The following is a 24,190-nucleotide window of genomic DNA, read 5'->3' on the forward strand; positions in this document are numbered from 1 at the left end:
TATTTATGAAATTTATATTGTCTAACACCAATAGATTTTTGCGCAAGCGAAAATGACTAATAGCTGCCAGAGCAGCGATATTTATGGAAAAGAAAATAAAAGTACAAGACGCTATTGACAACCAGTTGCTCAATGATAGAAAGGTATTCCTTTGGGGAATGGTAGATGATAAGAGCGCAAAGCACGTTATAGATAGATTACTATATCTTGACGCACAAGGGCACGATGAGATTCAGTTATTTATAAATAGCCCTGGTGGTTATGTAACTTCTGGATTTGCAATGTATGACACTATAAAGATGATTAAGAGCCCAGTCTCTACCATCTGTACAGGTCTAGCTGCTAGTATGGGGTCACTATTACTCTCTGTAGGAGAAAAAGGACGCCGCTTTATACAGCCACACGCTCGTGTTATGATACACCAGCCTTCTGGAGGAGCTAGAGGTCAAGCATCTGATATAGAAATTACTGCACAAGAAATTGTAAAAACAAAAGAGCTTAGCGCACAGATTCTTGCAGATAACTGTGGACAAACTTTTGATAAAATAATGAAAGATTTCCAGCGTGATCACTGGATGGGTGCAGATGAGTCTGTAGACTACGGTATCGTAGACGGCGTTTACCAAGGATAAACCCGCTACTCTAATCACACATCGGAACTTGTTCTTCTTTTAGGGCAAGTTCCGATTCATTTAAGAGCATTTCTAACCGCTACACTCGCATAACGATGGATATAAAATCAGAACTTCATAAAACCTCAGGTTTTGGCAATTTAGAGCTACTAGCGCGCCAGGTGGTAGAGGGATTTATATCTGGTATGCATAAGAGTCCTTTTCACGGCTTCTCGGCAGAGTTTGCAGAGCATAAGATTTACAACCCCGGCGAGAGCACAAAACACATAGACTGGAAACTCTATGCAAAGACAGACAGGCTTTACACAAAGCGATATGAAGAAGAAACTAACCTGCGCTGTCACCTTATTGTAGATAATAGTAGCTCTATGCACTATCCTGCTGTAAAAGAGCCGAGCATAACAGAGCTTAACAAGATAAGCTTCTCTGCGCTGGCTAGTGCAGCTATTATGAATCTTATGAAGAAGCAGCGTGATGCTGTGGGAATGAGTATCTATAGTGATACTTATGATTTTTATACAGGAGAAAAAGGTAGCGATAGGCACCACCATATGCTACTAGACCAACTTAATGGTATTATAAATACTACTCGCTCACATAAGGAACAACCTAAAGGCACAGACACTTACAAACACCTTCATCTTATTGCAGAGAAGTTAAAACGTAGGTCTCTAGTTTTTCTTTTTTCTGATATGCTACAAGATGACGTGGAGCAAGAGCAACTTTTTGAAGCCTTACAGCATCTTAAATACAACAAGCACGAAGTAATTTTGTTTCACACCTACAGTAAAGAGAAGGAATATAACTTTGATTTTGACAATAGCCCAAAAAAGTTTGTTGATGTAGAAAGTGGAGCATCTATTAATTTATATGCAGATAGTATACGTGATATTTACAAAAGCTCTGTAGAAACTTATTTTAAAACACTGCAAATCAAGTGTGCACAATATAGAATTAAGTACATTCCTGCGATTATAGAAAACGGCTTTAGCCCTATACTCACGACGTTTTTAGTAGAGCGTCAGAAATTTTTATAAAAATTTTAAAAAATTATTTGGTGCAATTAAAAAGGTGTTCTATATTTGCACCCGCAACAGAGCAACGATGAGTTGTTAGTTCTTGACAAAGGAAATGTAGCAAGTAAAATATTGAAGAATTAAGACAACCTCCAAGTCTATAACATAAGGGAACGGTCTGGTAGTTCAGTTGGTTAGAATATCTGCCTGTCACGCAGGGGGTCGCGAGTTCGAGTCTCGTCCAGACCGCATAATTAAGCCCACATTTGTGGGCTTTTTTTTTACAGTGTTGTGTTGGCCACGTCACACGTGGTAAGGGTTTGTAGTTGAATCCGATGAAGAGCTTTTCCTGATTGGAAAGGCTTTTTTTGTTTTCGGTAAGTTCTGGATAAAGTAAAGCACAAAAAAAAGAGCACCCGAAGATGCTCTTTAACAAACAAATGCTTTAAGCCCCCCAAAAACTTAAAGCATTACAAGTATATAAGATTGTACTTTCTACACTTTACGGGAATCCACAATTAGAACATTTTTTCTTTTAAATGAGCCCCATATCCTTCACCAGAGCTACGAGGTGTATTGCATTATTTGCTCTAAATTGAATTTTCAACTTATTTAGCTTCTTTTCAATAGCACTTACGCTAGAAGGTGATACATTCTTTTCTTTAAGATCATTACTTATTTCTTCTTGAGAGTAGCCATATGAGAGTAATCTCATAAGTGTAATGTCGTACTCATTTATTTCTAGATTTGCATTATTAGATAACGCCATTGCAACTTTAGGTGAGATATAACGGTTACCCTCAAAAACGGTTTTAATTGCGTCCTTAAGCTCTGTAATGCCATCCCTGCCTTTACACACAAAAGCATCTATATGGACATCATTATAGAGCTGACGTACTCTTTGAAAGCGGTCTTCTACAGAGTAGACTATTACTTTAATCTCGGGGTGTTCTTTTTTAACAACCTCTGCAAGCGCGTCTCCAGAAGAAAATCGCTGCTTTCTATGATCTGCTGTAAAAGACAAGTCGGTTATTAATAAGTCATAAGGTAAATTATCTCTGTCTGCCTTCTTGATTTGTAAATACGCCTCATCACAATATGTGACCTGTTTTGCACGATTTATATTTAAACCACTAAGTGTATGCGACACACCTTCATTAATACTGACTAAGTCATCTGCAATTAGAACTTTTTTAAACATTACATCTGGATATTTGCCTGAAAACCTTTATTCTTTTCACTTTCAAATGTAATAGTTCCCTTAAAGGCTTTTATACGGTTTTCCACATTCTGCAATCCATTTTTATTAGATAGTTCTGATCCTATGCCATTATCCTTATATCTGATTGCAATTTTTTTATGATCTTGATTAAACTCAATAAGAACCAAACTTGCCCTACCGTGTTTTAAAGTATTTGTTATAAGCTCTTGCAAAACTCTATAAATAGCATTCTTCTTCTCGTTAGATATTTGTGTCCATCTCACGCCATCACTATTTCTAGTAACAATATTTAATGAGTCACTTTGATACCCCAGTAAAAGATCACTTAATGTAGTCTGGAAATTTTTACCAGCATCTATTGGACTTGTCTCTCTTGAGATATCTCGTGTTCTATTATAAATACTTTCTAGGTTATCCATAAGACCAGGATCCAGCTCCTTACTGCTCTGCATATGTGCCATTACTTTATAAATATCATTTGACACCTCATCGTGTATTTTTTTAGAAAAACGAGCCTCTGTTTTAAACATCTCCTCCATCCTTTTTTTCTTGTTTAACAGCCTAGAAATAACAAATACAGCAACAGCAAGAAGTATTAAGAAAATGACTAAAAACTGGTAAAATCTATTTTTAGTTTTTTCCTTTTGAGCAACTAGCTCACTCTCCTGAGCTTCATTTTGAAAGACACTGTAGTCATATTTTTGAGCAACATATTTATTTGCCACTTGTTCTTGCACGCTCTGCAAACTATCTGACAGTTGCTTATAGGCTAAGGCGTCTGTTGTTATACCTGCCTCAATGAGAAGTCCTAAAGCTTCTTTTTGATAAGTAGTACTTCCTAGTGAGTTTGCAATTTCATTAGCTTCTTGCGCATACTTACTTGCTTTAAGAAAATTTTCATTATTGCGATAATATTGAGAAAGATGTCTTTTAACAGAAAAGAGCCCTCGCATATAACCAATCGTCTTATTGATATCTCCTGCGCGCTTCATAAAAGAGAGCCCTTCAAGAGGACGTAAATGTGACAAACTATAACCGTAATTATCAAAAATAGTAGCCAGATATTTTTTTTCTAATATAGAAGTTGAATCAATTACAAAGGGAGCAAGCAAGTCTACTGCTTTTTGATAATCTTCACGATCCATATGGATTGAAGCTATATTATTTGAAAGGATTAAACTATCTCTGTTTTTTGAAAGAAAAGGGAGTGTATTTTTATAATACTTTAGTGCATTATCATCATCTCCTAGCCTTCTATAGAGTCTACCTAGACGGTTTCCTAATCTTATTTTGATATCCTCTCTATCTGTAGTTTGTGATTCTAGGTCAAGAGCCTTATAACTTTCTATAGCAGAGATTTCGCTTTTAAAAAACTCACCCATATTAAAGTATCCTAGCGAAATAAGGTCAAAAATCTGTGCTTTATAATGTGGATCCTCTTTTTTAGTATTAGATTTTAATTCGTTTTCAAAGAAAATCACACCCTTTTGTATAGCTTCTTTACTAGTAGCACCCATAATAGAATTATAGTAGAAGGTTGTGCTATCAACCTCCTTAGTCTGGCTATGGGCGTGAGAAGCAAAAATTAAAAGATAAAATAGGGTAAGAAAAAAAATAGGGAAGCTTAGATCGTATTTCTTCATCTCCCAAATATATTATAATTTCTGTACCTAGTTTATTTCTTACACTGAGAGAGATAAAATAGAAGTTTCTATTTTTTTAGTACTTTTAACATCGTTGTGTTGGCCACGTCACACGTGGTAGGATTTGTAGTTGAATCCGGTGAAGAGCTTTTCCTGTAGGAGAGGCTTTTTTTGTTTATAGCACATTCTAAAAAAGATAAGTGCAAAAGAACTTATTATAACCAAAACCCTGCACAAACTATTGAGCATAAAAAAAGCCACACGGACTGTGTGGCTTTTACTTACTAGCTCCTCAACTAAGACTCGAACTTAGGACCCTCTGATTAACAGTCAGTCTTTATAGTTTATCAGTAATTAGCAGATGCTAGCTTATCCTAATAAAATCAATAACTTTAGGACTTCTATTTATCTCTTGCCAACCTTTATTAACAGATAAAGTACTTAAATGTTTTACTGAGGTTTTACAAAGACTTATAATAGTATTCGTTCCAAATATTAGTTATATCAGTCTCCTTAATGAGTATAGAAGAATCATAACCAATGGAATTATTCACTTCAATATAATTTTTCATAATTACCACGGAAGCTTTGAAATACTCAATAGATGGCAATTTATCTCTGCCTATCATTTCATCAACGTCATAGGAAAATCTAATTTTCTTAATTTGTTGTGGATACCAAACTCCATCAAACTCCTTATCTATTTCTAACCATATATCTCTTATTTGTTCTCTATTACTATAGTTATTATTAAAATAGACATCAGATAAGTCAATTTGAAAATCAAGTTCATTGTCATAGAGTCCTTTGAAATATGGAACAGCATCAACACTATTAAATACTCTTGTATTGTTATAATCGTCGAATTTTGGCATCCCTAAACTAAGATTTGTAAACTCCTTTGGAGTAATTGACTTTTCATAATCTGGCATTAAAGTATAACTCTCTGATCTATAGGTAATTTCTATTGAAGTTAACATAGAGGCATTTTCTAAAACATCTTGATGAGTGCTTTTTAAATCAATATTTACGTTTAAATCATTTCCATAATTTGGGTCTATTTTAAAATTAGTTTCAAACCTTAAGATTTCAGGTAAATATTTATGTGACTGAAGTGAGTCTTTTCTTTTATCAATGTTTTTGCTTGGAACACTAGTAACATTAGATTTTTTGGGTTCCTGTCCTTGATGGTTTTCTTGGTTAACAATTTTATAAATAATCAATACTGATATTAATATTATTATACTAGTTACATATATAATTTTCTTTTGAAAAGATTTCCTTGAATATAGAATTACGTCATTGTTACTAGTTGCATTTAAAGCAACTTTATTGCTATTTAAAGATATAAGTCTATTATATATCAAAACTGAATCAAGAAATAAAATTACGCTAACTGTAACTATGACACCTAAAGTCTTTAATGGTAATGACCATATCTCAAAACCATTGTATTTGATAACTGAAAGTAGTATCCCTGAAATTATTATAATAGCTGAAAGGAATTTAATCTTCATTTTAGTTCTGTGTTAAGTTATATGCTGATAAAATGCAAGATGCTATAGAAATAGCAATTATTAAAGTTGCATTTTTTCTAGCATTAACTGAATATTTAGGCCTCTTGACCCCTTCAATTTTTTTGGTTCTCATTTCTATATAAAGACCTACTATTAAACCCAGAGGAACTAATGATAAAAGGTACAATCCTATTTGCGGTAAAAGAGGAATACTTACAAGGTTCTCCTTTCTTTTATTGAAGATTATATAGAATAGTGAACCCCATCCAAAGAGTCCTATCACTATAAATCCTAATTGTATTTGTCCTATCATAAAGATTATTTTTATTATTATTGGTTCGTTGATATCTTTTCAAAGACCTCTGAAAAGCTTATTAATTTGGAAAAATTAGTTGGGACTATGACTAGACTCTGATTTCCCGAGATTAAAGGAATATTCATAAACTTAGCTCCAACCTCATCATAGTACTCAATGAAGAATGAGAACACCTCCTTATCATAGACCTCTTTATTCCTGAGATAAAATTCTTGAAGCAATACTTTATTATCACCAATTTTAGAAAATAATTCAAGCTCACCTTTAAAGTAAGCCTCCATTTCAAAGAACCTCTTCAACTCTGTGAGCTTGTCATAAATCTCCAAAAACTGATCATCTTCTGATGTACCATTCAAATCCATAGGAAGCCTTACAAGACCTTTGTCTGTCTCAAACAAATCCATTGCCTGAGTCATTCTTTTTATTTTATTGTAAAGTTTTTCATTCTCACTTAGCCAATCAATTATATACTCCATTTCTAATGGATTATTCGTTGATTTTAATAGAATCTCCTTTAATGGTTCTAACATAATTATGTATCTAATTCAAAAATAAGTTTTTACCATTTATGATAACCATCTGAGTTGTACTATATGACAACTTTGTTGTGTGAGTAAAAAAGCAATCTCAGACAAGAAACTTCTCCAAATAGCTGTGGGAAAAAGAATCAGAGAGTTGAGGGAAGATAGAAATATTCCTCAACAAGACATTGCTGGTGCTTGTAATATTGAGAAATCTAATTTCAGTAGATTAGAAGCTGGAAATACTAACCCTACTCTATACACCCTTCACAAAATAGCTGAGTCTCTTAAAGTAGATTTGTGTGATATTGTTAAGATAGATCTTAAAAGCCAATCTTAGATAAAGGCTATTAATACAATACTTAATAATTCTTAATTTAATTATTTACGCTTTTTTGGGCTTATTTTCACATCTCTACATTAACCCTTTATCTAAAAAACTCATAAATCCAGCTTTGGTAACAATGAGGTGATCTAATACCTCAATATCAAGTAGTTTTCCAGCATCTCTGATTTTCTTTGTAAGATTTTTATCTGCTTGACTTGCTATTAAAGAGCCACTAGGATGATTGTGTGCTAAAATAACAGAGGATGCTGTACTTTTTAAGATAACAGCAAAGATGAGTTTTACATCTACAGTAGTGCTAGAACTTCCTCCTTTAGAACAAGAGTAGATTCCCATTACTTTATTTGCTCTATTGAGTAGTAAAATTTTGAATTCTTCTTGAAGTTCAATTGTGTATTTTGACCAACAGGATAAAAACAAATTATAAGCATCTTCACTAGAACTTATCTTTGGTTTTACAGAACTATTGGAAGTATATGAAACTTTAATTTCTTCTATTGTATTTTTCATAATTCTAAATATTAATAATATCCAATCCCCACAGCAGTTTATAAAACTGACTGCAAGAACTGGATATCCCCCTTTTTTAGTGCTCTACCCCATTCATAGAGAATTTCTCTTGCCTCTGTGGTATTATAAAGTCATCTATTGTAGAAGTACTTTTCTCTACTTTAGGTTTTGGCTCATTAGGATTATACTGCCATCTATGAGAAAGCTCTATAACTTCTCCTGTTTCTTTGATGGTGTATTCATAAGGGTCTGTCTCAACCTTTTCAACCATTCCAGAAAGCTCTGTACCCACTAAGGATTTGCAAGTGAGCTCATCAAAAGTAGATGGCACATTTGCTTGTCTAATAGTAGCATAGTAGTTTCCAGTTTTTTTGGATTGTACCATCTCAATTCCTCCTTGTACAATAAGTACTAAGAAGTCTCTTCCATCTTTTGTAATGTGTTTTTTGTAGTTAATAATAGTTACCATTGTTATATGTTTTTGAGTTAATAATTTTAAATGAGATTGTCATTAACATTAGGAAAGAGATACAGCTATCATCTTGTATTATTTCTCCTGATAAAAAAAGTAGTTCTCATAATTGGGTGCGGGGATTCCCCTTTCCCTAAGACTTGGTGGGGGTGATTCCTGAGGTGGGGTAAAAATGCACTATTGAATTAGTCAAAAAAATTTTAAATTTTTTTTGAGTGGTACTAATAGGTAAATTAGTCTCTTAATAATATTTTTTCATTTAAGTGGAAGTACTTCAATATCAAATTGGCATTGCCATAGTCATTTTTATCGCTTGTAGAATAAATTCGAAATTTGGGCTTATTGCATTGATATTCTGCATATTATTTAGCTTTGCTATGATACATAAGCCAGGCTTAATGATACTTCAACTATTTACCATTGGTGTGAGTTTCTTTTTGTTTAGAAGGAAAGACTCTAAAAGAACCTATGGACAAAATGAATCTTCTGATCAAAAAAGAACCAGAATAATATATAATGCTAATCTTGATAGAACTGGAGAATATAAGGGTAAAAGTGCTGAGGAAATAAAACAAATAAAGAAAAAAAAACAAAGAAAGGCTGACAAGGAAACTATTAAGAATATTATAAATGGTTTAGGTTGTCTTTTTATCGTTGTATTACTTTACTATATTTTTATTTACGCATTAACGAGCTTATTCAACTAAAATAATATTGACCTTATGCCCACACTAAACTGGATAGGAAAAGACAAAGTAGTAAACCATCATCAAGATGTGCCTTACAAAGTATTGGAACATCAATACACCTATGCAAATGGCAAGAAAACAAATGGTAAAAGTGATAACAAAATTATACACGGAGATAACTTAGAAGCTCTTAAAAGTTTACTGCCAGAATATGAGGGCAAAGTAGATTGTATTTATATAGATCCACCATATAATACTGGAAATGAGGAATGGAAGTATAATGATAATTTAACTCATCCAAGATTTAAAAAATGGCTTGGTGAGGTTGTTGGTAAAGAATTTGAAGATTTAAGCAGGCACGACAAGTGGTTGTGTATGATGTACCCTAGAATAAAATTACTTCATAAACTACTATCTAATAAGGGTGCGATTTTTATGTCAATAGATGAAAATGAAATCACTAATTTAAGGCAATTATGCTCTGAAATTTTTGGAGATTCAAACTATGTGGCAACAATAACAGTCATTGTAAAACCAGAAGGTAGAAGATATGGTTACTTTGCCAAAACACACGAATATATTCTCGTATTCAGTAAAAACAGTTCTGAGTTAAAATTAAATGAAATTACTATTGAAGGTAAATCTTATGATTATGATGATAAAGATGGCGGTTTCAATTTAAAGGGGTTGAGAAATAGAAATGTAAAATCTTTTAACTCTACTAACCGTCCTAACTTGAGATACCCGTTTTATGTAAATCATAAAACTCCTGATAGCAATGGCTTATTCAAAGTTAGCACTAACTTTATTGAAGGATGGTCAGAGGTCTATGCTAGTACAATTGATGGGTTAGAGAGTGTTTGGAGATGGGGTAAAGAAAAATCTACAAATCAAAATAAAGATCTTGTTGCAAAACTTGGTAAGGATGGTTCAACTAGAATTTTTCAAAAAGAAAGAAAGCTTTCTCAAACGGCTAAAACAACTTGGGATAGCAAAAATTACCATTCTATAAAAGGAACTAGAGAACTTACAGATCTTCTTGGTAAATCTACTTTTGACTTTCCAAAACCTGAAATGTTGATTAGACAAATTTTAACAATAGGATCAAATAAAGATGATATTATTTTAGATTCTTTTGCAGGCTCAGGAACAACAGCCCACGCAGTTCTTAATCTCAATAAAGAGGATAATGGCAACAGAAAATTCATTCTTATTGAAATGGAAGATTATGCTAATAAAATTACTGCTGAAAGAGTAAAGAAAGTTATTAATGGCTATGGGAAAGAGCCAAAAGAAGTAGAAGGCACAGGGGGAGATTTCTCTTATTATGAATTAGGCAAATCTCTGTTTGATTCAAATAACAACCTTAATGAAGAAGTTGACATTAATAAGATATTAGAGTATGTCTGGTATTCTGAAACTAAAGGTTTATATCTAAAACAAGAAGAAGAGCATTTACTAGGAACTAAAGAAGATACAGCTTACTATTTTTATTACATCAAGGAAAAGATTACCACCCTAGATTTAGAATATTTGAGAAAGATTAAAACAAAAGCAAGTCAATATATAATTTATGCAGATAACTGTTTACTTGACAAAAAGATACTAGAGAAATACCATATCATTTTCAAGAAAATACCAAGAGACATAAGTAGATTTTAATATGGGAAGAATTGCAAGATTATTCACAGTAAAAGATATAAGGGAAAGAGTAGCCAGAAGTATTATAATAGGGGCTTTCTTTGGTCTTACCATTGGTTATCTTACACAAGAAGTAAGTTATTTTAGAGTTAGAGAAAATAAGAGATATACCATTGGTTCTATGCAATATGAAAGTATGACTGACCAAGGGAAAGGAAAATTTTCAAAGTCTACGAAATACAATGAATTATTTATCATCTTAGGGTTTCTTATGGGGACAGGTTTGGGATATGTTATTCATAAAGAGCAGGGTGTCTTAGATCAAAAAATGTATAAATGGAATTAAAACCCTATCAACAAAAAGTCATAAAAGACCTTGAATTATTTCTTGAATATTTAAGAAATAATAAAACACCAGATAATGCCTTTAATCAATATTGGTCAGATAAGATAGGTCCTTATTCTCCACAACTGGATGGTACTTTCTCAGGAATGAAACCCTATAAGGATAATATCCCTGGAGCTACTCATATTGCTATCAAAGTACCTACTGCTGGAGGCAAAACATTTATAGCTTGTAATGCACTTCATACTATAAATAAACATCTTGCCAATGGTAATGCTAAAGCTGTTGTTTGGCTAGTGCCTTGGTCTAATCTCCTACAACAAACTTATGGTAACCTCGATAATCCTAGTCACCCCTACAGAGATAAACTCAACACCCTTTTTAATGGTAGAGTAGAAGTTTATGATAAGGATAGTCTCTTACAGGGGGCAAATTTCAATCCTTCCTCTGTCACAGAACAGCTTAATATTTTCGTTTTTAATTTTAGTAGCCTTAGGATTAATAGTAGAAAGAAAGATGACAGGAAAGTATATCAGGATAATGGAAGGTTAGAAAGCTTTCGCGAAAGCATAATAGATAAAAATCTCATACTGCCAGATACTGATGATACTGCACTAATCAATGTCATTAGAAGCCTTAACCCTGTAGTTATTGTAGATGAAAGTCATAATGCTGAAAGTGATTTAAGTGTTGAAATGCTTAACAATCTCAACCCCTCTCTTGTTTTAGACCTTACTGCTACTCCTAAAAGCAATAGTAATATCATCAGTTTTGTAAATGCTATTGAGTTAAAGAAAGAGAATATGGTAAAACTGCCTGTGGTAGTTTATAATCATAACAGAAAGGAAGAAGTAATAAGTAGTGCATTACACTTACAAAGACAACTAGAATTACACGCTGTAGCAGAAGAAGGGGAAACAGGGAGGTATATAAGACCTATTATACTCTTTCAGGCTCAAAGTAATATTAAAGGTAAAAACAATACAACTTTTCAGAACATCAAAGACAAGCTAGTAAAGCTAAAAATACCAGAAGAGCAAATTGCTATAAAAGTAAGTGGTACTGATGAACTTAAAGGAATAGATTTATCATCTAAGAATTGCCCAATTAGGTACATTATCACTGTAAATGCTCTCAAAGAAGGTTGGGATTGCCCTAATGCTTATATACTTGCTTCTCTGGCAGATAAATCAAGTCCTGTAGAGGTAGAACAGATTCTAGGGAGGGTATTGCGCCAACCTTATGTGACTAAACACAAAAACCCTCTCCTCAATTTATCATTTGTACTTACTGCATCTGCAAAATTCAATGATACACTAGACAACATAGTAAAAGGTTTGCAAGAATCAGGCTTCTCAAGGGATGACTATTATGCTGAAGAAGCTCCAGAAGCAGAAAAGACAGATAATGAGGTGTTGCAAGAAGACCTTTTTGGTGATTCCTCTCCTGATGTACCAAAGAGTGATGATGATTTTGAAATAAGTGACATTGATTTTGACCCTACAGAAGAAGTAACTCTAGCTTCAATCCAAGTAAATCAACCTGAAATAGTTACCCATATTACTCAAAAAGCTGAAACAGAAGGGCAGGCTTTTGAAATGGAAGTTCAAAAAACAACTGTAGATGATGATACAGCACTATTTACTCAAGTAATGGGAAAGAAACCAAAGACATTTCAAGTGGTAGATAAGTTTAAGGATATTCATTCTAAACTAAAACTTCCACAGTTTTTTATCAAACAAGATCACAATCAAGCACCAGAAAATATATTGTTTGAAGAAGCTGCCTCTTATGATAAGCTACTCTCTCCTGTAGAATTGATAGACAAGAATTTTAATCTTACTAGCCAAGATTCTACAATACCATTTAATGAGATCTCTGCTGAGATTAGAAAACTAGATTTTAGTTCAGATAACAAGTCTATAGTAGTAGATAAGATAAGTGGTAGGACTAAAAGTATTTTACTTGATAATATCTTGGCTAAGCCTAAAGATTCACAGATAAAGGATGTTACAAATCACGTAATATCTAGACTTGGGGATATGTACCCTATACCTCATCAAGATTTACAAAAATATGTCTCTAGGATTTTTGAAGATTTAGATTCTGAACAAGTAAGAGAGGTCATAACTAATGACTTCTCATATTCTCAGAAAATTAAGGATAAGATTAAACAGCTTACTAATGATTATTCTAGAGTAAAATTTAAAGAAGGTCTTGCTAGTCAACAGATCTTTGTGGACAATAGATTTACTTTCCCTGAGAGTATTACACCATTAAGACCTAGCACTCCCATTGCTAAGTCTCTTTATGAAGGAGAGGGCAGTATGAATAATTTTGAGAGGGATATGATTACTAATATTCAAGCTCTTCCTAATGTGTTATTCTGGCACAGAAATCTTGACAGAGGAAAAGGTTTCTTCTTAAATGGCTTTAAAAACAATCACTATCCTGATTTTATTATCTATACTAAAAATGACAATATTATTCTTTTAGAAACTAAGGGGGATGATAGAGATAATGATGATAGTAGAGATAAGAATAGATTAGGTAAAGCTTGGGATAAAGAAGCAGGTAGAGCTTATAGTTACTTTATGGTTTTTCAAACTAAGAAAGTGGAAGATTGTTTTACTGCTGAGAGTATAATTGGGGTTGTTAAAAATTTATAAGAGAATGTCAAAAGAGCAAATTGTGAACAAAAAGAGTTCTGATATAGAAGAATACAAAAATATCAAAACTATAATCGGGTGGTCAATATCTATAGTTGTTGTTTTTTGGCTTATAAATATGGTTTCTCTAGGCTTTATGGACTCTAATGAAAGAGGAACTTTAGGAGACATGTTTGGGGCAGTTAATGCAGTATTTTCTGGATTAGCTTTTGCTGGAATAATTATAAGTCTATATATGCAGAGAATTGATTTAAAAAATCAAAAAGAACAATTAGAATTAAATTATGAAGAAGTAAAACAAACAAATAGAGAATTTAAGATTCAGAATCAAACGTTACAGATTCAAAAATTTGAAAATCAATATTATAAGATGATTGATTTGCACAGGGGAAATGTTGGTGAATTTAGCATTCCATTTTTTGACTTACTAGGAGATTCTCCCACATCTACAATAAATATAAGTATAGAAAAAAAAAGCCCAAATATTATTTTGAGGGAAGTTACTGGAAAAAAGGGTTTTGTAGATATGGCAAAGGAACTTAAATATTGTTTTGAGTGCTCCTTAAATATTTTAATGGAAGAAAATAATTTTGGCTACCAAAAAGAAGATGTTTTAAGTTTTGCCTATTCTATATTTTTCTGGGGAGTATATTCAGATTTTGCAGATTCTAAAATGATAGAAATAGAGCATCAAAACATTGTCAAAAACACTCTTAAACTAGAACAAGATGACTATAAAAGCAACTTATATCAAGGAGGTAGTCAAAAAATAAAAACTAGGTATGTTCCTTTTCAAGGTCATGAATCTAGACTAGCACATTATTATAGGCATTTATTTCAAACTGTGAAATATGTGACATTTCAGGTTGATAATAGTGTAATTTCCTATAAAGAAGCAAGACAATATTTAAGGGTTTTAAGAGCCCAATTATCTAATTCTGAGCAATTAATGTTATACTACAATTATATCTGTGGCTTTGGTAGTAACTGGGATAGACTAGGAACAAAGAGCTATGGATTTTTTACTAGGTACAGAATGATTCATAATTTGCCTATTGATAGAGTTAAATATGTAGAGCATCCCTATAATCACTTTAAAACATATAGAAATTCTGATGAATGTGTGGATGATAATATGTTTGAGTGGGAAGATTGAATTTTATAATTATAACAGCAGTCATAAAATTTTGAATTAGCTGTTATACTATCAAATCCTAAAGCTGAGACTGAAATACATAGTTTTATAAAAAAATTGAATGGGTAATAAGGCAACTATTATAAAAGATCAAATAGAGATTCTAAGAAAAAGAGGACTGAACCTTGATTTTGAAGATTCTAAAATAAAAGAATTTTTACTAGATATAGGATATTATAGATTAGGCTTCTATTGGCACCATTTTGAAATGGATGATGATCACAATTTTGTCAAAGGCAGTAAATTATCTGATGTCATAGCTTTATACTATTTAGATGTAGATTTAAGAAGTATTTTGTTAAGATACTTAAATAGAATAGAGATTCATTTTAGAACTAAAGTTGTCTATTATGTATCAAATAAGTTTAGAGATTCACCTGCCTGGTTTGCTGATGATAGTATTGTGAATAATAGTTTTATTCATAGTACGCCTTACAAAACAAGCATGCTTAATAGAGTTTATAATCCTGAGTTCATAAACAACAATAAAACTTTAAAAAAACATCATCAAAACAACCCAGAAGATACTTATGCTCCTGCGTGGAAGACACTTGAGTTTTTCACTTTTGGTGTTTTACTAAATTTATTTAAAAACGTAAGAAGTGAAGATATTAAGAAGAGGGTTTCAGAGAGTTTAGGATTCTTAAACCCTAATAAGTTTGAAAATCTAATGAGTACAGTAGTTCTGATAAGAAATATTTGTTCTCATGGTGATGTCCTTTATGACTTTAAAACTCCTAAAGGTTTATCTGTGGTTCCTGGTATAGATTTTGTAGGTAGTGATAGGAGTTCTCTTAATGCTTGTATAAAAGTTATTGCATATCTACTAGAACACATCTCTGAAAATAGAAAAAATGATTTTCTTAAAGACATTGATGAACTGTTTACTATGAATTTTAACAATGACGCTATTAAAGTTATTATTAATGAGAAGATAAATTATAAATAAGTTTTTATACATTTGCGCCAGTGCACTGCTATTCATATAATGCTTTAGTTTCTGCACTTAAAAAGAATAAAACTTAAAACCTAGACTTGCTCTAGGTTTTTTTATTGGGTAAAATCTAAAATAACCCAATCCTTAATCTAATAAAGATTGGGCATCATTCAACTCAAAAACCAACAGTAATTACCATCACCATTGATTGCCTTTGAGATACCTTCAGAAAATGTGAAGGCATTCTCATTCCTGTCTAAGAATGTGTCAATGTAAGAGCTTTTATTTGCTCCTGTAAACAAGTTATAGAGTTTCCATAAACTAATATCACCAGCTTCATTTCTACAAAAACTCTCATCTTCATAAAAGTCTTTTGCTATTGTGTTGAAATGATTATCTGTGAATAGTAATTCAGGCAAAAGCTGTTTCTCCTTTTTTGGTAAATGTTGAAATAGCTTTGATCTGCCTATGAGAGTAGCAAATTGCTTTTCAGACATTTTCTGTTTGTCCAGTTTTGTCATATAAGTAAGTTGTTGATCTACGTTGTAAGATTCAACTAAGTTAATGATATTGGAATTTAGGTCTTGAGTACCCATAGCTTTTATAGTACTACTATATCCATCTGTTGATATACACAGATTACAACATACCATATTCTGAAACCCTATAAAAAACTTGAACTTCTCAGGGCTTTTTTTACTGTAAATATTTTCTTGATTATAGGCTCTTACACCTCCTATGGTCAATTCTAGCCTATTTCCTCCCACATCTGCTGTAATAGATGGAATCTTAGCAATCCAAGCCATTCTCTCATAATAGATAGTTTTCTGATGATCTTGAAGTTCTGAAGTGGTAAGCTGTAAGGCATCTGGTGTTCTTCCTTTAATTTGATGGCTAATTCTTATTTCTGGCTTTGAAATATCTATTCCAAGAGCATTACTAGATGCCTCTATAGCTGTCTCAATAAATTGGCTATGACTAATAGTAATTTCATTGTCTTTACTAAAAACAGGGATTACACAATCTTCTTTTAAATGAGAAAGGCTAACACTTTTGGTATTAGCCTCTATAAATGGGTTTGCTTCTATGACTGTCTTTGGAATCTCTATTACATCAAGAGGAGAATTATGATTATATATTCTCTTCTGATGTAAAGGACTAGTCTGTTTAATTTGTTGTAGTTCCATTCTTGCTAAAGTTATTTGAGTTAATGATTTGACTATTTTTAATGTGATGTTGTTGATCTACAAAATGCTGATTGAGAATGTCTTTGTAAGAAATACAACTTCTATAGATTTCATTAAGTTCATCTTGAGATGTACAATTCTTAATATTTTTCTTAATTATATCTAGGTCAATTCCTGACTCACACCAATCCTTTATTTGCTTACCTACTCCTGATGTAATCTGAAATTCTGGTTTATCCCCAAAAAGGTTGGTTCTATCCTTACTTGCAGTGGCAAAATGTTTAGAATCAATGTTAAATACAATTGTAAATTCATATTCAACCCCATCTCTCTGTATAGCCTTTAACCCAACTTTTTCAGGAACATACTTTCCATTTTTTAAGTTGAGGACATAATCTTGCTTAGTTCTCATAGTGCTTATAAAGTGAACAGGAGATTGTAGAATTTTATTTACAAATGCTTTCTGTCTTGGTGTGACCCTATTCCAGTTTGTAAAGCTATTTCCTGGCAGTTTGGAGTGAAAGTCTATAAGCTCATCCCAGCAATGAGAAATGCTGTCTAAGATGATTACATCCATTCCAGCATTTAAGCAAATATCAATGGCCTCAATATATTTCTCTGGTGTATATGGAGGTTCCATATTTATTACATTGTATCTACCTAAATGAGCATAGAGATCACTACTGCCATTTTCAGTGTCTATAACTGCCACTTTTGAGAGATCATCATTTGATAATCCTTTTGCAATAAGCAATGCACTCATAGATTTACCTGAACCACTACTCCCTTGAAGAGCCATTTTAATCTTGGCTCTTTTTCTTTCTGATTTTCTTAATTCCATAACTATATTTTTAGAATTGCGGGTATTGGAAATCCCCCAATAAAAGAGTATTAAAAACTACTATTCTCTTGTATTGGGGGATTTCCTTTACTCAATTTATTGATAAAAATCACTTAGATATTTTTACCTTTTAAATACTTCTCTATATCACCTCTTATGTCAAAAACATCATCTTCATCTTTGAAAATATTAGGGAGTAATTTTATGATCTTCTCTAGATGTAAGGAGTAATAGGTGATTTGGGAAGGTCTGTTATTTATTTTAGAAGTAACCAGACTAGATTCTAAAATACCTATCGCCTCAAATTTCTTCCTTATAGAAACCGCCCTATCTTTCTTAATACCTATCTCTTGGAAGATAGTTTCATAAGAGAGGAAGAAGGGCTTATACTTAAAGTATCTATATTTCATCAACAGACTTTCAAAAAAGACACGCTCATCGCAAGTAAAAAACTTAGGATTATACTTCATAAACCTATTAAGCCTAGTTCCAAACATTGTAGCATAATCTACAATTAAGTTCATCATTTCAGAATATTCAAAGGACTCCATATCCTTAATACCGCTTATAATTTTTGTCCCAGGGGCTATAAGCCTTCTGTTTTCATAGTGTCCTATTTCATTAGAGTCTATTGGAATAATAAAATACTTTGTTCCTGTTTCTAAGTTCTCTGATAGTTCCAGTTCAGGATTAAATACTGGTATTTCTATAAATTGTGTTTCTTCTTCAAGTAAGTCTACAACTTCTTGCTTTGTTAAATAATTCATTAATAATAATTTAATTTAAAAATTTAAAAACTCATTAATTGTTAAGAAGCATACCTTACTCTAGGTTCTTCTAATAGTTTTCTAACAGCCTTATCCGTGATTTGGCTACCAAAATCTTTAAGATAAGACTGTGTAACCTTAATATCAGTATGCCCCATTAGTTCACTTATAATATCTGTTGAAACTCCAGCATACTTGAGATTGGTTGCAAAGCTGTGCCTTATGGTATAGCTTGTGACTTTCTTATTTATTTTGGCTAGAGAAGCTAATTCTTTAAGTTGCTTATTGAATTTCTTTAGAGTTTTCGCCTTTCTGTTCTCTATTTGAGGAGGAGTGAGATCATCTGATAGTAAAATGGGGAACACATAAGTTGAGGTTCTTTCTTGATTCTTATAGTGTTCCAAAATCTTACTAATAGGTTCAAGTTTAGGAATACTAAAATTTCCTTTTGTTTTGGATCTTTTATAAGTGATTCTCTCCTCTTGAATATTACTCCATTTGAGTTTCATTAAATCGTGAAAATTCATCCCACCTGTGTAATAGCTGAAAATCAAGTAGTTCTTAGAATCATATAAGTGTAAATGCTCAGAAATATCTACATCTTCAATTTTTCTAAACTCCTCTCTTGACAAGGCAATTTTGGTGTTTTGACTCTTGAGCTTAGAGATTTTATAAGCTTTGAATGGGTAATATTTTTCTTTTACTATACCCTTAGAAATAGCTTCATTGAATAAAGCTCTTATATCCCTCATCCTTACACCAATGCCTCCATCAGATCCACCATTACTTCTCAGAAATATTTCATACTTGTTTAGTAAGTTTAAATCTATCTCTTTGAAGAGGATTTCTGAATTGTCATTAAATTTATAGAAGGATGAGTAAGTTCCTTTATAGGCTCTAGCTCTTCCAGTCCTACCAACACTTATGAGTTCTGCTATTTTTTCTAGCCAAAATTCAGATACTGTGTATGTATCTACCTCTCTTCCTCTAAATTTTTCTTCAAATTGGTCTAGAGTGAAATCAACATCATCTTGATGAAAATCATCTATAATCTTTTCAGCTTTTTCAAGATATTTAAGGAGAAGAAGATTTCTCTGTCTATAGTTCGGATAACTTTTTTTGAATTTTAGATTTTTATCATTCCAATCTTTTTCTAAGCAGTCAAAACCTAAATTAATTGTTTTAGTTTTTCTGTTCTTTATAACCCTCATTATAATGGGTCTGTACTTTTTATTTGTAGCTTTTCTAAGCAGTATTTTCACACTAGTCATATCTATATCATTTTAAATTCACTTAATCATTTTATAATGAGCACACTCTATTTTTAAGTAGCCATTCATCCAGTTCTTTTTTTTTGAAATAAATCATTTTGCCATTAGGCACATAAAATGGTATCTCATTCTTACCTGTAAGTTTGTAAATACTAGATGTGGATTGCCCCAAATAAATTGAAGCCTCCTTAACAGTTAGTATTTCTTTTTTGAGAAGTGTTTGACTCTTTAATAAATTTTCTATTCTTTTTAGTTGTTCTTGGATACTTTCCATAATTTTTGAGATTATGGATATAGGCCTATATCCTTGTTATTTGCAACAAAGAAATGCAACTAAAACCCTTTGATTTTCAAAGGGTAAGATGACTGTAAGTAAAAGTGTAAGGTGGAATGTAAGGTGTTACAGAAATTTCTTTTGCAACATTTGAATTTGGGAAGTAATAGTAGATAATTTGGGTTTTGCTTTATGTGGCACTCTACTTTTAGCTGCATAAAGATCATTTGCAGTAAATGGCTTTTGTGACTTATTCAAAAACATTTTACTATCTCCAATTGTCTTACCATTCAAATTGAAAAAGAAAATTCCAATTTCTTCTAAGAAGTGTGTAACTATATAATTTGGAGATCTGAATATTATAAAGAGTTTTTCATTTTGTCTTGGAGTTGTAAATACATCAATAAAAGTATCCTCTTCCACAACTATATCATCTATAATATTTAAGTTGGAAGCAACTTCATAAAGCTCTTCAAAAAAGGATCTTTTTAATTCTTTAAACTGGAAAAGACTAACCTCATTATTTAAAGAAGCAATCTTTGTGAAAATTCTATGATACTCTATAACTGAGGAAAAGAGAAATTTCAAATCTTTAAAAACGTCAATTAAATGATCTAAGATTATATCAAAATAGCTGCACTCAGAATTTTCTTGAATTTTAAAATAAATTTTAAGGAGATCATCATAAACGCTATTCAAATAGATCTTGAAATCATCTTCTTCTGATGTATTATTCAATTTCCTTAAATACCCATAGAATTGCTCATTATTGTCTTCTAATCTTTGTTGAATAAACTTTTCTATATTGATTATGTCATTGTGAAATTTAGCATTTACAGAATCATCAATTAATTCAAAATTGACATATTCATTTCTATCTCCGTCAAAGAAATATCCTTTATCCAATAATTCAGCATTATTATAGAATGAATTACTTAGTTCTTCAAGCTTATTATTAAAAGCAAGGTCATTATAAAACTTTAAGGATGGAAACATTGGAAAAACATATAAGAGTAAAAATAGGGCAAAATGTTTTACTATTGTTTTACTAGAACATAAAACAAAAAAGCCACACGGACTGTGTGGCTTTTACTTACTAGCTCCTCAACTAAGACTCGAACTTAGGACCCTCTGATTAACAGTCAGATGCTCTAACCAACTGAGCTATTGAGGAGTGTTACTTTTTGTAAGCGGATGCAAATATAAAGCTTTTTTACAATCATCAAAAAAAAATTGACATTTTTTCCACTTTTTTTAGTGATTTATTTTGCCTTCATAACTTAAGGAAAAACCTACCCCCACAAAAGAAATCTACAACTACTTTTTAAACAGCTTTTTACGTGATTACATTATGAATTTCGCGAAAGCGTATCTAATCAAAATGAAAAAATCCCAAGTACAAAAGTTTCTTGGGATTCTTCAAAAATGTTTCTATTTACAACACTTCTAGTAGGAGAACTATTGTTTCCGATTATGAATTCGGGGAAGTCATAGTCGGGTAGTTTTAAATAAAAACAATATACCAACACTTGGCATCAACTATCATTTAGTAGGATTAAATGCTTTGGTTATGAAACAGTCTACTCAAAAAAACTCCTACCCTATTTATTAAATTTTATAGATTGATGGATAACTGGCGACATATTGCTACATTTATAACAAGTACATCATACCCATAAATCCATAGTAAACAATGAGTAACCGCAATTCTATTATATACACGGCTGTTTTTATTTTTTTTGCTTTCGCGAAAGCGTTAACCCTCACAGCCCAGACTAATACAAATCTCTCAAAGGAGGAACAACGCATACTTAGCCTAGTAGAAAAAAACTCGGCAGAGAGTATCGCATTTCTAGAAGAGGTGGTAAACATAAATAGCGGAACTCTAAATGTAAAAGGAGTAAAAGAAGTAGGTAATCGCTTTTCTAGCGCATTTACAGACATAGGCTTTAACACAAAGTGGATTGATATGCCCACCGAAATGGATCGTGCAGGACACCTCTTTGCCTCCACAGAGGGCACAAAAGGTAAACGGCTACTACTTATAGGTCATCTTGATACCGTTTTTGAAGAAGACAGCGAGTTTCAAAAATTTGAAATGGTAAACGACACCGTAGCAAAAGGTCCCGGAGCAAATGATATGAAAGGTGGTAACGTGGTGGTACTTTATGCACTCAAAGCTCTAAGAGAAGCAGGGATGCTAGACAGTGCACAAATCACAGTAGCCTTTACTGGAGATGAAGAAAGCACAGGAAAACCGCTCACTATAAGCCGTAAGGATCTTATAGACGCAGCAAAGAGCTCAGATATTGCCCTTGGTTTTGAAACTTCAACAGGTTTTGATAATGCAACCGTAGCCCGAAGAGGTTCTTCAAACTGGAATGTAACCGTTACAGGAAAGAGAGCACACTCAAGCGGGATTTTTCGCGAAAGCGCAGGTGCGGGAGCAAATTTTGAACTTGCACGTATTCTCAACGGTTTTTATAATGAAGTAAGAGGTCCAGAATTACTATCCTTTAATCCTGGTATGATGCTGGGAGGCACAAAAATGGATCTTGAAGCAAAACAAAGTAAGGGAAGCATCTTTGGCAAAGGAAATGTAGTAGCACAAACTGCATACGTACAAGGTGGCCTACGCTTTATATCTGAAGAGCAAAAAGAAGAAGCTCGTGATAAAATGAGAGCCATTGTTGCAAATAATTTACCGCAAACAAGCGCTGTAGTTGAGTTTGAAGATAGTTATCCAGCGATGCAGCCTACTCCTCAAAATTATGCGCTTTTAGAAAAATTAAGTCAAGTAAGCCTCGATATGGGAGGGCCAGCTGTGGCTGCATATGACCCTGGAAAACGTGGTGCTGCAGACACCTCTTTTGTCGCAGAATATGTGGCTTGTCTTGACGGTTTGGGCACAATGGGAACAGGAGCACACACGCCAAATGAAACGGTATACATAAACACCATAGAGATGCTTACTAAACGTACCGCCCTATTAATTTACAGACTCATAAATGAGAAAAGATAAGTCCGCTTTCGCGAAAGCGTAAATAAATATTTCATACTCAAAAAACTAGTATTCTATGAGGCTATTAAATGCTCGTAGTACTTTTTGAGTTTAGCAATTTTGGGATCAATCACGACTCTACAGTAGCCTTGTAATCTGTTTTCGTTATAATAATCTTGATGCTCTTGCGTAGCCTCATAAAACGTAGGTAACTCAGACACCTCTGTAACTATAGGGTCTTCATAATACTCTTGTACAGCTTTTATCACTTGCTCGGCTTGTTCTTTTTGCTCTTCATTGTGATAAAAAATTACAGATCTATATTGTGTACCTCTGTCTGCACCCTGCCTGTTTAAAGTAGTAGGGTCGTGAGTAGTCATAAAGACTGTAAGAATCTCTGCATAAGTAATCACAGTAGGATCATAATCAAATTGTATCACCTCTGCGTGACCCGTAAGACCAGAGCAAATCTCTCTATATGTAGGGTGACCAGGCACGGTCCCTCCAGCATAACCAGAAACTACATTTGTAACTCCTTTGAGACGTTGTACTACCGCCTCTGTACACCAGAAACAGCCACCTCCTACGGTTGCTTGTTGTAAGTTATTCTTCTTCATCTACAGGTGTGTCTATGCGGTTCCAAATTTTATCTGCTTTAAGCTCAAAAGTGCCTACAAAGTCCCAGTTACATTCCTCTGGCGAGATGAGTGATAAAAAAGGCTCACCTCCTCCTCTCTTGTATAAATGATAAACGGCGCCTACTATAGGCTCAAAAGAAAACTTTGCAGAGTATATAAGGTTATTATACTCAAACTGCTCCATCATTTTATCATACTGCGCTTTAAGCTCTTGGTACTCTGTCTTAAATTGATGGTTAACCTTACTTATATTTGAGTTTTTCCAGGTAGTAACATCATCTGTTACTATGGCTGGAGCACCTAGGTTTGTAGCATATGGAGTTAAGGCAGCATCATACTTCCCTTTTTCTTCATTATACACAACCTGATCTGGTTTTTTCTTTGTCATCTTAAATTATCGTGCTTGGTGAGCGGAGTTATAAGTACGCTTTCGCGAAAGCGTGACAACTCATTTTTTGTACAAAGATAATGCTCAATCATTAAACAATATCTTAAAACGAAAAGCTTAACAGCGTCTTCACAGTTTAACCTACTGCGGT

General features: G+C 32.8%; 25 protein-coding genes and 2 tRNA genes. 11 read left to right on the plus strand and 16 right to left on the minus strand.

The window, feature by feature from the left end; all coding sequences use genetic code 11:
- Positions 1 to 83: 83 nt before the first annotated feature.
- From ACJJVM_RS06795 to ACJJVM_RS06805, 3 genes are all read left to right on the plus strand, one after another.
- Positions 84 to 632 (plus strand): ClpP family protease, encoded by a 549-nt coding sequence (locus ACJJVM_RS06795; RefSeq protein ID WP_298350131.1) that lies wholly within the window; start codon positions 84 to 86, stop codon positions 630 to 632.
- Positions 633 to 727: 95 nt separating this feature from the next.
- Entirely contained in the window at positions 728 to 1,669 is a 942-nt protein-coding gene (locus ACJJVM_RS06800) for a DUF58 domain-containing protein (RefSeq protein WP_298350130.1), read from the plus strand.
- Positions 1,670 to 1,823: 154 nt separating this feature from the next.
- Positions 1,824 to 1,897, plus strand: a tRNA-Asp gene (locus ACJJVM_RS06805).
- A gap of 286 nt (positions 1,898 to 2,183) precedes the next feature.
- Here the strand turns inward: ACJJVM_RS06805 and ACJJVM_RS06810 are convergent.
- The 5 genes from ACJJVM_RS06810 to ACJJVM_RS06830 all read right to left on the minus strand — a co-directional run bounded on the left by ACJJVM_RS06810 (position 2,184) and on the right by ACJJVM_RS06830 (position 6,876).
- On the minus strand, positions 2,184 to 2,849 hold the full coding sequence (locus ACJJVM_RS06810) for a response regulator (protein WP_405211183.1): 666 nt from the start codon (positions 2,847 to 2,849) through the stop codon (positions 2,184 to 2,186).
- Positions 2,849 to 4,513, minus strand: a complete 1,665-nt coding sequence (locus ACJJVM_RS06815; protein WP_405211184.1) for an ATP-binding protein — start codon at positions 4,511 to 4,513, stop codon at positions 2,849 to 2,851. Before ACJJVM_RS06815 ends, ACJJVM_RS06810 begins: the two co-directional genes overlap by 1 nt.
- A 461-nt stretch (positions 4,514 to 4,974) precedes the next feature.
- On the minus strand, positions 4,975 to 6,030 hold the full coding sequence (locus tag ACJJVM_RS06820) for a hypothetical protein (RefSeq protein WP_405211185.1): 1,056 nt from the start codon (positions 6,028 to 6,030) through the stop codon (positions 4,975 to 4,977).
- 1 nt (position 6,031) lies between these two features.
- Positions 6,032 to 6,343 carry a hypothetical protein gene (locus ACJJVM_RS06825; RefSeq protein ID WP_405211186.1) on the minus strand — a complete coding sequence of 104 codons (312 nt, stop codon included), beginning with the start codon at positions 6,341 to 6,343 and terminating at the stop codon, positions 6,032 to 6,034.
- Positions 6,344 to 6,360: 17 nt separating this feature from the next.
- The gene (locus ACJJVM_RS06830) at positions 6,361 to 6,876 is read right to left on the minus strand and encodes a hypothetical protein (RefSeq protein WP_405211187.1); all 516 of its coding nucleotides are present in this window, start codon (positions 6,874 to 6,876) and stop codon (positions 6,361 to 6,363) included.
- A gap of 79 nt (positions 6,877 to 6,955) precedes the next feature.
- On the opposite strand from ACJJVM_RS06830, the gene ACJJVM_RS06835 reads away from it, so the two are divergent.
- Positions 6,956 to 7,207, plus strand: coding sequence for a helix-turn-helix domain-containing protein (locus ACJJVM_RS06835; protein WP_405211188.1), 252 nt, complete (start codon positions 6,956 to 6,958; stop codon positions 7,205 to 7,207).
- Positions 7,208 to 7,282: 75 nt separating this feature from the next.
- Here the strand turns inward: ACJJVM_RS06835 and ACJJVM_RS06840 are convergent, their stop codons facing one another.
- Together ACJJVM_RS06840 and ACJJVM_RS06845 are read right to left on the minus strand one after the other, a co-directional pair.
- Positions 7,283 to 7,723 carry a RadC family protein gene (locus tag ACJJVM_RS06840; RefSeq protein ID WP_405211189.1) on the minus strand — a complete coding sequence of 147 codons (441 nt, stop codon included), beginning with the start codon at positions 7,721 to 7,723 and terminating at the stop codon, positions 7,283 to 7,285.
- Between the two features lie 76 nt (positions 7,724 to 7,799).
- Entirely contained in the window at positions 7,800 to 8,192 is a 393-nt protein-coding gene (locus ACJJVM_RS06845; RefSeq protein WP_405211190.1) for a hypothetical protein, read from the minus strand.
- A gap of 266 nt (positions 8,193 to 8,458) precedes the next feature.
- Here ACJJVM_RS06845 and ACJJVM_RS06850 point away from each other — a divergent pair, with 266 nt between their 5' ends.
- From ACJJVM_RS06850 to ACJJVM_RS06875, 6 genes are all read left to right on the plus strand, one after another.
- Positions 8,459 to 8,902 (plus strand): hypothetical protein, encoded by a 444-nt coding sequence (locus ACJJVM_RS06850; protein WP_405211191.1) that lies wholly within the window; start codon positions 8,459 to 8,461, stop codon positions 8,900 to 8,902.
- A 15-nt stretch (positions 8,903 to 8,917) separates the two neighbouring features.
- Positions 8,918 to 10,546, plus strand: a complete 1,629-nt coding sequence (locus ACJJVM_RS06855; RefSeq protein ID WP_405211192.1) for a site-specific DNA-methyltransferase — start codon at positions 8,918 to 8,920, stop codon at positions 10,544 to 10,546.
- A 1-nt stretch (position 10,547) separates the two neighbouring features.
- Positions 10,548 to 10,871 (plus strand): hypothetical protein, encoded by a 324-nt coding sequence (locus ACJJVM_RS06860; RefSeq protein WP_405211193.1) that lies wholly within the window; start codon positions 10,548 to 10,550, stop codon positions 10,869 to 10,871.
- Positions 10,862 to 13,540 (plus strand): DEAD/DEAH box helicase, encoded by a 2,679-nt coding sequence (locus ACJJVM_RS06865; protein ID WP_405211194.1) that lies wholly within the window; start codon positions 10,862 to 10,864, stop codon positions 13,538 to 13,540. Before ACJJVM_RS06860 ends, ACJJVM_RS06865 begins: the two co-directional genes overlap by 10 nt.
- 4 nt (positions 13,541 to 13,544) lie before the next feature.
- Positions 13,545 to 14,696, plus strand: coding sequence for a putative phage abortive infection protein (locus tag ACJJVM_RS06870; protein WP_405211195.1), 1,152 nt, complete (start codon positions 13,545 to 13,547; stop codon positions 14,694 to 14,696).
- 100 nt (positions 14,697 to 14,796) lie between these two features.
- Complete coding sequence (locus tag ACJJVM_RS06875; protein ID WP_405211196.1) at positions 14,797 to 15,684, plus strand: Abi family protein; 888 nt, start codon at positions 14,797 to 14,799, stop codon at positions 15,682 to 15,684.
- A 158-nt stretch (positions 15,685 to 15,842) separates the two neighbouring features.
- On the opposite strand, the gene ACJJVM_RS06880 is transcribed toward ACJJVM_RS06875, so the two are convergent.
- The 7 genes from ACJJVM_RS06880 to ACJJVM_RS06910 form a co-directional block, all read right to left on the minus strand.
- Positions 15,843 to 16,859, minus strand: coding sequence for a DUF3871 family protein (locus ACJJVM_RS06880; protein ID WP_405211197.1), 1,017 nt, complete (start codon positions 16,857 to 16,859; stop codon positions 15,843 to 15,845).
- The gene (locus ACJJVM_RS06885) at positions 16,840 to 17,700 is read right to left on the minus strand and encodes an AAA family ATPase (protein ID WP_405211198.1); all 861 of its coding nucleotides are present in this window, start codon (positions 17,698 to 17,700) and stop codon (positions 16,840 to 16,842) included. Before ACJJVM_RS06885 ends, ACJJVM_RS06880 begins: the two co-directional genes overlap by 20 nt.
- 113 nt (positions 17,701 to 17,813) lie before the next feature.
- Positions 17,814 to 18,467, minus strand: coding sequence for a hypothetical protein (locus ACJJVM_RS06890; RefSeq protein ID WP_405211199.1), 654 nt, complete (start codon positions 18,465 to 18,467; stop codon positions 17,814 to 17,816).
- A 41-nt stretch (positions 18,468 to 18,508) separates the two neighbouring features.
- Positions 18,509 to 19,738 (minus strand): tyrosine-type recombinase/integrase, encoded by a 1,230-nt coding sequence (locus ACJJVM_RS06895; protein ID WP_405211200.1) that lies wholly within the window; start codon positions 19,736 to 19,738, stop codon positions 18,509 to 18,511.
- 31 nt (positions 19,739 to 19,769) lie between these two features.
- Complete coding sequence (locus ACJJVM_RS06900; protein ID WP_405211201.1) at positions 19,770 to 20,012, minus strand: helix-turn-helix domain-containing protein; 243 nt, start codon at positions 20,010 to 20,012, stop codon at positions 19,770 to 19,772.
- Positions 20,013 to 20,138: 126 nt separating this feature from the next.
- Positions 20,139 to 21,008, minus strand: coding sequence for a hypothetical protein (locus tag ACJJVM_RS06905; RefSeq protein WP_405211202.1), 870 nt, complete (start codon positions 21,006 to 21,008; stop codon positions 20,139 to 20,141).
- Positions 21,009 to 21,112: 104 nt separating this feature from the next.
- Positions 21,113 to 21,186 (minus strand) — tRNA-Asn (locus ACJJVM_RS06910).
- Between the two features lie 519 nt (positions 21,187 to 21,705).
- Here ACJJVM_RS06910 and ACJJVM_RS06915 point away from each other — a divergent pair.
- Complete coding sequence (locus ACJJVM_RS06915; RefSeq protein WP_405211203.1) at positions 21,706 to 23,034, plus strand: M20/M25/M40 family metallo-hydrolase; 1,329 nt, start codon at positions 21,706 to 21,708, stop codon at positions 23,032 to 23,034.
- A gap of 53 nt (positions 23,035 to 23,087) precedes the next feature.
- Here the strand turns inward: ACJJVM_RS06915 and msrA are convergent, their stop codons facing one another.
- Positions 23,088 to 23,630 (minus strand): peptide-methionine (S)-S-oxide reductase MsrA, encoded by a 543-nt coding sequence (gene msrA / locus ACJJVM_RS06920; protein WP_405211204.1) that lies wholly within the window; start codon positions 23,628 to 23,630, stop codon positions 23,088 to 23,090.
- Positions 23,617 to 24,039: a DUF2452 domain-containing protein gene (locus ACJJVM_RS06925; protein ID WP_299149104.1), complete on the minus strand. Its 423-nt coding sequence runs from the start codon at positions 24,037 to 24,039 to the stop codon at positions 23,617 to 23,619. Before ACJJVM_RS06925 ends, msrA begins: the two co-directional genes overlap by 14 nt.
- Positions 24,040 to 24,190: the final 151 nt, after the last annotated feature.

The organism is Dokdonia sp. Asnod2-E02, assembly GCF_045063915.1.
In the GTDB taxonomy this organism is placed as follows: Bacteria; Bacteroidota; Bacteroidia; order Flavobacteriales; family Flavobacteriaceae; genus Dokdonia.

What these genes read in the sequence shown, in the direction of transcription:
- ACJJVM_RS06795 (WP_298350131.1), top strand. Translation starts at nt 84, where the DNA reads ATGGAAAAGAAAATAAAAGTACAAGACGCTATTGACAACCAGTTGCTC.
- ACJJVM_RS06800 (WP_298350130.1), top strand. Translation starts at nt 728, where the DNA reads ATGGATATAAAATCAGAACTTCATAAAACCTCAGGTTTTGGCAATTTA.
- ACJJVM_RS06810 (WP_405211183.1), bottom strand. Translation starts at nt 2,849, where the DNA reads ATGTTTAAAAAAGTTCTAATTGCAGATGACTTAGTCAGTATTAATGAA.
- ACJJVM_RS06815 (WP_405211184.1), bottom strand. Translation starts at nt 4,513, where the DNA reads ATGAAGAAATACGATCTAAGCTTCCCTATTTTTTTTCTTACCCTATTT.
- ACJJVM_RS06820 (WP_405211185.1), bottom strand. Translation starts at nt 6,030, where the DNA reads ATGAAGATTAAATTCCTTTCAGCTATTATAATAATTTCAGGGATACTA.
- ACJJVM_RS06825 (WP_405211186.1), bottom strand. Translation starts at nt 6,343, where the DNA reads ATGATAGGACAAATACAATTAGGATTTATAGTGATAGGACTCTTTGGA.
- ACJJVM_RS06830 (WP_405211187.1), bottom strand. Translation starts at nt 6,876, where the DNA reads ATGTTAGAACCATTAAAGGAGATTCTATTAAAATCAACGAATAATCCA.
- ACJJVM_RS06840 (WP_405211189.1), bottom strand. Translation starts at nt 7,723, where the DNA reads ATGAAAAATACAATAGAAGAAATTAAAGTTTCATATACTTCCAATAGT.
- ACJJVM_RS06845 (WP_405211190.1), bottom strand. Translation starts at nt 8,192, where the DNA reads ATGGTAACTATTATTAACTACAAAAAACACATTACAAAAGATGGAAGA.
- ACJJVM_RS06855 (WP_405211192.1), top strand. Translation starts at nt 8,918, where the DNA reads ATGCCCACACTAAACTGGATAGGAAAAGACAAAGTAGTAAACCATCAT.
- ACJJVM_RS06860 (WP_405211193.1), top strand. Translation starts at nt 10,548, where the DNA reads ATGGGAAGAATTGCAAGATTATTCACAGTAAAAGATATAAGGGAAAGA.
- ACJJVM_RS06865 (WP_405211194.1), top strand. Translation starts at nt 10,862, where the DNA reads ATGGAATTAAAACCCTATCAACAAAAAGTCATAAAAGACCTTGAATTA.
- ACJJVM_RS06870 (WP_405211195.1), top strand. Translation starts at nt 13,545, where the DNA reads ATGTCAAAAGAGCAAATTGTGAACAAAAAGAGTTCTGATATAGAAGAA.
- ACJJVM_RS06875 (WP_405211196.1), top strand. Translation starts at nt 14,797, where the DNA reads ATGGGTAATAAGGCAACTATTATAAAAGATCAAATAGAGATTCTAAGA.
- ACJJVM_RS06880 (WP_405211197.1), bottom strand. Translation starts at nt 16,859, where the DNA reads ATGGAACTACAACAAATTAAACAGACTAGTCCTTTACATCAGAAGAGA.
- ACJJVM_RS06885 (WP_405211198.1), bottom strand. Translation starts at nt 17,700, where the DNA reads ATGGAATTAAGAAAATCAGAAAGAAAAAGAGCCAAGATTAAAATGGCT.
- ACJJVM_RS06890 (WP_405211199.1), bottom strand. Translation starts at nt 18,467, where the DNA reads ATGAATTATTTAACAAAGCAAGAAGTTGTAGACTTACTTGAAGAAGAA.
- ACJJVM_RS06895 (WP_405211200.1), bottom strand. Translation starts at nt 19,738, where the DNA reads ATGACTAGTGTGAAAATACTGCTTAGAAAAGCTACAAATAAAAAGTAC.
- ACJJVM_RS06900 (WP_405211201.1), bottom strand. Translation starts at nt 20,012, where the DNA reads ATGGAAAGTATCCAAGAACAACTAAAAAGAATAGAAAATTTATTAAAG.
- ACJJVM_RS06905 (WP_405211202.1), bottom strand. Translation starts at nt 21,008, where the DNA reads ATGTTTCCATCCTTAAAGTTTTATAATGACCTTGCTTTTAATAATAAG.
- ACJJVM_RS06915 (WP_405211203.1), top strand. Translation starts at nt 21,706, where the DNA reads ATGAGTAACCGCAATTCTATTATATACACGGCTGTTTTTATTTTTTTT.
- msrA (WP_405211204.1), bottom strand. Translation starts at nt 23,630, where the DNA reads ATGAAGAAGAATAACTTACAACAAGCAACCGTAGGAGGTGGCTGTTTC.
- ACJJVM_RS06925 (WP_299149104.1), bottom strand. Translation starts at nt 24,039, where the DNA reads ATGACAAAGAAAAAACCAGATCAGGTTGTGTATAATGAAGAAAAAGGG.